Source organism: Acidobacteriota bacterium (assembly GCA_003225175.1).
Classification (GTDB): Bacteria; Acidobacteriota; Terriglobia; order Terriglobales; family Acidobacteriaceae; genus Gp1-AA112.
In genome coordinates this window covers 1-6,722 of sequence record QIBA01000119.1, presented here as the reverse complement: position 1 = coordinate 6,722, position 6,722 = coordinate 1, and the positions used below count along the sequence as shown (strand labels likewise).

Here is a 6,722-nt window from a genome sequence, read left to right as displayed (position 1 = left end):
AATAATTAACTCAATGCCCGTCCAGACTGCCGTGTGAAACGCCCGCGCAGTGGGGGCATTGATCGTGCTAGTAGCTGTCCACGTGTCATTGCTGCATCCACCCTCCGTATCCTGTATCAGAGGAAGAGTGTACTTGGCCGTAGTAGCTACAGTCTGAGTAACAGCTCGGATGGTCTGTCTTGCTTCGTGAACGATTGAACGAGGCAGCAAACGCTCAGCAAATACAGGTCTGGCCAGGCACTCGGCTATGACAAAAGGATCGTTTCCGAGCGCCTCAAACAGTTCGCGCAAGACATTCGGCTGCTTCGAGTACTTTGCTATACGATCCATTTCGGTCTCTAACTCGTCGGCAGTAATCGGCCGGTGGTAGTAACCCTCGAACGCTTGGGAATTTCGCATGTACCCTGCAACTTTTTCTTCCAATTGCGCCTGAGACATCACTGCATCGAGCGACGGCTTAGGATCAGGACGCTCTTTTGGCCAGATCCGATGTCGCCAGTAAACTTCCTCAATGCTTCGTTGATAGGACACACGCTCTGCAAAGGTGAGCGTTGTGTGGGAAACCAGCGTCCACGCCAAATCGCGGAGGTGCGTAACGCTTGGCTTGGTAGCGTCTCGCTGCGCCAGCGCGAAAGGGATCATGCAAATAGCCAATAGTAGGAGCGGATAGAATGCGCCTCGAGGAAGACGCGCTTGAACGCGGCGGGTCGTTCGTTTTTTCATAAAATCCGGGAGTCAAAGCGAATGTGTTAGTACGGCGTTTGCCCTACGGGAAAACGCCACGCGCCGTTTCGCGACACACTAAATTGTGTCGACGCGGTCGCGTTGCCTCTTTTGAACTTTGGTTTTCGCCTGCCGCCGCCGATCCGCCACGAGCGAACGGCCAACCTGAACTTCTTTTTTGAATTTTCCCTAGATCGCACCGAACATAGCGTTTCCCTCATTTACGCGGCGCGATCAGTGTACGTTTGCTTGTTTTGGATGTTGCTCTTCCGGCCATATTCCACCCCTTGTCGATAATGGATCGCAGCAGCGGGCTGGCCTGCTCGTAAGCCATTTCCCAGCACGTATTCAATCAATGGATGCGGCAGGGCGACGCTCCTCTACGGCACTTAGTTATTTTGCGGCGATACCTTGCGCGCCGAATGGCAGTCCTCCGGCGGTATCAACCGGTGTGAGGGCGCCGTTGTTTTCTAGATGAAAAACGGCTACAGATTGGCCACCCTCGGACTGCACAAACAAGATCTGGCCATTAACACTGAGAGCCATATCTCTTGGCGCACTGTTCGGTCCCAGATTGGCGGCGACAGCGTTACCAAGCGTTAGCATGCCGCTACCATTAATATTATAAGTGGAAATCGTGCCGCTGCCGGTGTTCGACACAATAGCTCGCATTAGGTTGTTAGGTATCACCACCCAACAAGAGGCGGTCTGATTATTATGCAGTGAACCAGTAATCACGCTTAGAACGCCAGTTGGATCGCTGCTATAAGAAGAAGCCGCCGCTTGGTTCGGCGCACCGCCAAAAGCTTCTGAAACAATGAGGAAATCCTCGTTGTTAAAGCTAAACCCAAACGGTGTCATTCCATTCGAAGCATTATTGATGGGTGTGCTGGGCAACCCGTTTTGATCAACCGTGTAAGTATCAAGACGGTTTCCAAGTTTTTCGGTTACAACCAGCAGTGTGCCGTCATTGTTGAAACTAACCTCCGCAGGATCAGCCCCCATACCGCCAATCAACGGCCGAGTTGATCCAGGCAAGGGTGTTAGCGTTCCATCATCCCCAACAGTAAAGCCGGTTATATTCGGGGTACCGCCTTCATTAAGCACATAGAGCAGATTTTCGTGAACGTCTCCTTGCTCCCGGCGTTCACGGCGAACAGAAATTGATTGCCTGGGCCAAAGACCAACGCGCCTTCTGAAGCCAGAGGATCGGTTGGCGGGTCGGGCGGTATTGCCACGGGATCGCCTGCACCGCCTGTGGGAAATTGGCCTGCCGCAGTTAGATGGCCATCAGTAGTACGACTGAAAACGGCGACTGCGTTCTGCACCTGATTTGTCAACACATACACCGCACCAGCGTGTAAGTTTAGCGGGTGGGGCCGGGGTCGCGGCGTCGGTGTTGTCGGTTGAGCTGTTACGCTGCTGAGCGATGCCAGCATTAACAACCCGGTAATTAATGTGATGTATTTAGTCTGCGTATACATGTTTCCTCCTTTTTATGTGTGTTTAATGCCGGGTCCGAGCCCTCCCACACTCCTTTTTGGTGAGTAATTCGTCTTTTTGAGTCTTCACCGGCTTTTCTGTACTCAACAAAGTTCCACGCAGAAAAGTTCCCAATCGCGAAAGGTAATTGAAGGTTTTTGCCGAGATTAAGCCACGGGGCACGATTTCGGTCGTTATCCGTGGCATCCTCATCTCCAAACGAAAAGAAGACAGCCGCCGCACGGTTTGAAGCAGCGGCGCTGCCATTCATGGACGCTCTTTACAACCAAGCCCTGCGCCTTACCCGACATTCGGAAGATGCTAGCGACATCGTCCAGGAAACTTACCTGCGCGCTTATCGCACCTTTGCGAATTTCAAAGAGGGAACTAATTGCAAGGCGTGGCTGTTTACCATTCTGTACTCAATCTTCGTCAACAAATATCGGAAACACCAACGCGAGGTTGATACCGTTTCGATTGAGGAACTCGAACAGAAGTTCCACCGCACATTGACGGATGACGATTGGGAGAAAAAATTCGTGGCACTAACCAGGTCCGAGCTGGACTGGCAAGAACCGGAACTGAATCAAGCTTTAGCGAAACTACCCGAAGATTTCCGCTCCGCGGTGCTGCTCGTGGACGTGCAAGCACTCACATACGAAGAAGCGGCGGCCGCGCTGAAGTGTCCGGTCGGCACGGTGCGGTCGCGTCTATTCCGCGCACGTCGGATGCTCTTTCTGGAACTCAAAGATTACGCCCGAAAAATAGGCCTCATGCGAAAGCCGCCAATCTGACATGCCGACGTCGCCTAAGCATTTCAAAGACGAAATCCAGGATCTACTGGACAACCGTCTCGATGCGCACGCGAGAGCCGAAGTCGAGCGACACGTAGAAGCGTGCACGGAATGCCGGCATGAATTCGATGCACTGCGCTGGACGAAGTCGTTTGTGGCGAAACAATTCGCGGCAAAGGCGGTGCCCTCGGAACTGCGCGAGAATATTTTGCGAGCGTTGGAAGCAGATACCAGCAGTGCGAGAACGATTACGCTTGGCCCAGGTTTCCAGATGCGAAAATGGAAGCCGATTATGGCGTGGGTCGCCGCCCTCGTGGCGCTGGGAATTCTTGCACTCATTCTCATTCCGAAGCAACGCACCCTTCCCCAAATCGTCGCGCGTGATTTCCGCAGCTATCAAAACCAGAAGCTGACACTGGAACTGAACACCCCCGACGTGAAGAAAATGGAAGCATTTTTTGGCACGCATGGCTTGCCGTTCACGCCGCACGTCTACGATCTCAGCGCGAAGAACTACCCGTTGGTCGGCGGACGAGTGCAATATCTTCTATCACACCGGACGGAATGGGTTGTTTACCGCGGACCGAACAACCAGGATTTGGTCTGTCAGATGTACGTCGGAAACCTTTCAGAATTGCCCGCCGGTGCTATGGAACGCGAACACCGGGGAAAAAAGTTCCACATTTATGAAGTCACGGGCGTAACTATGGTATTCTGGCAAGACCGTAAGGTGGTTTGCGTGCTGATTTCGGACATGCCAGCCGAAAATGTGGTCCAGCTCGCTTTCGCCAAGGCGCCACCGCTGTGACGTCAATCTTTGAGCTTCCACCAGAGCTTGCGATCTCAATCTCAGATCGGTCGAAGGTCTTCTCTGCGGTCAGATTTAGCCGGAGAAAACTTTGCTGCGAAATGGCGCAATTGGCGGTTTTTTCGATTTGTTCCGAGCTTGGGTATCTTTTCTGCGCGCAACTTTGTTGAGTATAGAAACTCGTCAAGAAGTCTCAAAACGTATGAATAACAAACCTGATCCAGCCGATTCGAGTCTGAGTGAAACCATGGCCGCTCGAATCGAAATCAAAGAGCTTGGGGACCCGACTCACCAAAAGAAAATAACCGACGCAATCCAAGCGCTGGACGGCGTAATCGAAAGCAAAATAGAAAAGGGCGCGCTGCATGTCTCATACGATCCGTTGGCAACGACTGAAATGAAAATCGAACAGGTTGTCCGCTCCACCGGGTCCACCATCAAGGCAGCGGCCACAGATACAGAAGACGCACATCCACACCTGCCGACGCCGAATGTACAGCCAGCTCCCGTCCAAAATGCGGACCCGGCGAGCACTCCTGACCCGGCTTGATTTCTCTCGCGCCACCTTTCCCGAAGACTGTTTGCCGTTCGCCGCTGGCCTAATTTTTCTCGCTCGAAGCGAGATTTTCGAACCGCTATCCACGCGGCCTGCGATTTCTTAAACGATGTCCAGCGAATCGGAAGAGCCGCTTGCATCCGATGCCAGCGAATCAAATGAGCTTGGGATTATCGGTCATCTCGAAACGCGCAGAAAATTTATTAAGCAGGTCGCTGGAACCAGCGCTGTTCTTGCCATCGGACCGCATCTTGTCGGTTCCGCTTCGCTCGATCAGGTCACCCCGACGGCAACACCCGAAGGGACGAGCGATTTACTTAAAGTGAATCTCAAGATCAACGGCAAAAGTCACGCGCTGGATGTCGATCCACGGGTGACATTGCTCGACGCATTGCGGGAAAGACTGCAACTGACGGGTTCGAAAAAAGGCTGCGATCACGGCCAGTGCGGCGCGTGCACCGTGTTAGTCAATGCGCGGCGAATCAACTCCTGTCTCACTCTGGCAGTAATGCACGAAGGCGATGAGATCACCACCATCGAAGGACTCGCGAATGGTGATGAACTGCATCCGATGCAAGCGGCTTTCATCGAGCATGACGGATTTCAATGTGGTTATTGCACGCCTGGGCAAATTTGTTCGGCGGTCGCGCTGTTACACGAAGGTCACGCCAACAGCGACGATGAAATTCGCGAATGGATGAGCGGCAATATCTGTCGTTGCGGCGCTTACCCGAATATTCTAGCCGCGATCAAAGAAGCGAAGACCAAGGGTCGCGCATGAATCCGTTTACTTATGTGCGCGCAGAGGATGCGAATCAGGCTGTCACAGCTGTCTCCGGAAAACCCCAAAGCAAATTCCTTGGTGGCGGAACGAATCTGATCGACCTGATGAAAATGGGCGTGGAAACGCCTAATGGGTTGATTGATATCAATCGGCTGCCACTCGCGCAAATCGAGGAACTCCCGAATAAAGGCGTGCGCATCGGTGCAATGGCCCGCAATTCGGATGTTGCAGAGCATCAGTTAATCAAAACGCGTTATCCTGTTTTGAGCCAGGCACTCCTTTCTGGCGCGAGTCCGCAACTCCGCAACATGGCAACTGTGGGAGGGAATCTGATGCAGCGGACGCGTTGCTATTATTTTTACGATCCGGCGTTCCCAGCGTGTAACAAACGCAAACCCGGTAGTGGCTGCGGGGCGCTCGATGGTTACAATCGAATTCACGCCGTTCTCGGCCAGGGCGAACAGTGCATCGCCACCCATCCGAGCGATATGTGCGTTGCACTCGCTGCGCTCGACGCGGTCGTGCACGTGCGCGGCCCGAATGGCGAACGGCAGATCGCGTTCGGTGATTTTCATCGGTTGCCAGGTAACACACCTGAACGGGACACAAATCTTGGACCGGACGAATTAATCATCGCTGTCGATCTCCCAGCAATCCCCTTCGCAGTGCGGTCGCATTACTTAAAGGTGCGCGACCGTGCCAGCTATGCGTTTGCATTGGTCAGCGTGGCAGCTGCGCTTGATCTAGGTTCAAACAATGAGATCAATGCCGCGCGCGTCGCTCTCGGCGGCGTCGCGCATAAACCGTGGCGCGCAAATGTTGCGGAGAAAAAATTGATCGGCCAGGAAGCCAACGAGAACACATTTCGTGTCGCAGCCGAAGCCGAGCTCGCAGCAGCGAAAGGTTACAAATACAACTCGTTCAAAATCGAGCTGGCCAAGCGCGCCATTGTGCGTGCCCTGAGCAACGTCGCTGCAATGGGGTGACGAATCATGGCTGCAACATCATCACCGATTGGTCAGCCGATTGCCCGCATTGACGGTCACGTCAAGGTCATCGGTGCCGCGAAATACGCCGCCGAATTTGCGCGCCCGAGACTTACTTACGGCGCGCTGATTCAGAGCACGATCGCAGCCGGCCGGGTTGTAAAGATTGACCTGTCCGCTGCGAAGTCAGCGCCGGGCGTTGCCGGAATTCTGACGCGTGAGAACGCGCCACACTTCAGGCCATACCCGGATGACCTGCGCAAACCCGGTGCTCCCGGCGAGAACCGTGTGCCGCTGCAGGACGATGAGATTTATCATGACGGGCAACATCTCGGCGTGGTAGTGGCGGAGTCTTTTGAAGAAGCGACGTACGCAGCGTCGCTGGTCCAGGTGACTTACCAAAGCCAACCACCGGTGGTGACGCTCTACGAGGAACGCGCGCAGAAGAACGCCACCGTGCCGGAGAAGTTCGCCGGCCGGGAAGAGCTGCAGCACAAACGCGGCGACGTTAACTCAGCATTGGCGACTGCAGCACACAAAATCGACTTCGTATATTCGACGCCGATCGAGAATCACAACCCGATCGAGA

The 6,722-nt window shown here is 54.0% G+C and carries 9 protein-coding genes; 6 read left to right on the top strand and 3 right to left on the bottom strand.

Annotated elements, in window-relative coordinates; genetic code table 11:
• The 3 genes from DMG62_22950 to DMG62_22940 form a co-directional block, all read right to left on the bottom strand.
• A partial coding sequence (locus DMG62_22950) for a hypothetical protein (protein PYY20604.1) occupies positions 1-642 on the bottom strand: 642 nt, incomplete at its 3' end.
• Between the two features lie 474 nt (positions 643-1,116).
• Entirely contained in the window at positions 1,117-1,728 is a 612-nt protein-coding gene (locus tag DMG62_22945; protein ID PYY20603.1) for a hypothetical protein, read from the bottom strand.
• 71 nt (positions 1,729-1,799) lie between these two features.
• A complete protein-coding gene (locus DMG62_22940; GenBank protein ID PYY20602.1) occupies positions 1,800-2,207 on the bottom strand; it encodes a hypothetical protein in 408 nt (135 codons plus the stop codon).
• A 267-nt stretch (positions 2,208-2,474) separates the two neighbouring features.
• Between DMG62_22940 and DMG62_22935 the strand changes: the two genes are divergently transcribed.
• The 6 genes from DMG62_22935 to DMG62_22910 all read left to right on the top strand — a co-directional run.
• Positions 2,475-2,999, top strand: a complete 525-nt coding sequence (locus tag DMG62_22935) for an RNA polymerase subunit sigma (protein PYY20605.1) — start codon at positions 2,475-2,477, stop codon at positions 2,997-2,999.
• Position 3,000: 1 nt separating this feature from the next.
• Complete coding sequence (locus DMG62_22930; GenBank protein ID PYY20601.1) at positions 3,001-3,807, top strand: hypothetical protein; 807 nt, start codon at positions 3,001-3,003, stop codon at positions 3,805-3,807.
• A gap of 91 nt (positions 3,808-3,898) precedes the next feature.
• Positions 3,899-4,357: a hypothetical protein gene (locus DMG62_22925; GenBank protein PYY20600.1), complete on the top strand. Its 459-nt coding sequence runs from the start codon at positions 3,899-3,901 to the stop codon at positions 4,355-4,357.
• A gap of 115 nt (positions 4,358-4,472) precedes the next feature.
• Entirely contained in the window at positions 4,473-5,144 is a 672-nt protein-coding gene (locus DMG62_22920; protein ID PYY20599.1) for a hypothetical protein, read from the top strand.
• A complete protein-coding gene (locus DMG62_22915; protein PYY20598.1) occupies positions 5,141-6,133 on the top strand; it encodes an FAD-binding molybdopterin dehydrogenase in 993 nt (330 codons plus the stop codon). The genes DMG62_22920 and DMG62_22915 overlap by 4 nt, the downstream gene beginning before the upstream one ends.
• Positions 6,134-6,139: 6 nt before the next feature.
• A partial coding sequence (locus tag DMG62_22910; protein ID PYY20597.1) for an acylaldehyde oxidase occupies positions 6,140-6,722 on the top strand: 583 nt, incomplete at its 3' end.

Bases quoted from the DNA above. Each gene is read 5' to 3' on its own strand.
- DMG62_22945 (PYY20603.1), bottom strand. From the start codon at position 1,728: ATGGGGGCTGATCCTGCGGAGGTTAGTTTCAACAATGACGGCACACTG.
- DMG62_22940 (PYY20602.1), bottom strand. From the start codon at position 2,207: ATGTATACGCAGACTAAATACATCACATTAATTACCGGGTTGTTAATG.
- DMG62_22935 (PYY20605.1), top strand. From the start codon at position 2,475: ATGGACGCTCTTTACAACCAAGCCCTGCGCCTTACCCGACATTCGGAA.
- DMG62_22930 (PYY20601.1), top strand. From the start codon at position 3,001: ATGCCGACGTCGCCTAAGCATTTCAAAGACGAAATCCAGGATCTACTG.
- DMG62_22920 (PYY20599.1), top strand. From the start codon at position 4,473: ATGTCCAGCGAATCGGAAGAGCCGCTTGCATCCGATGCCAGCGAATCA.
- DMG62_22915 (PYY20598.1), top strand. From the start codon at position 5,141: ATGAATCCGTTTACTTATGTGCGCGCAGAGGATGCGAATCAGGCTGTC.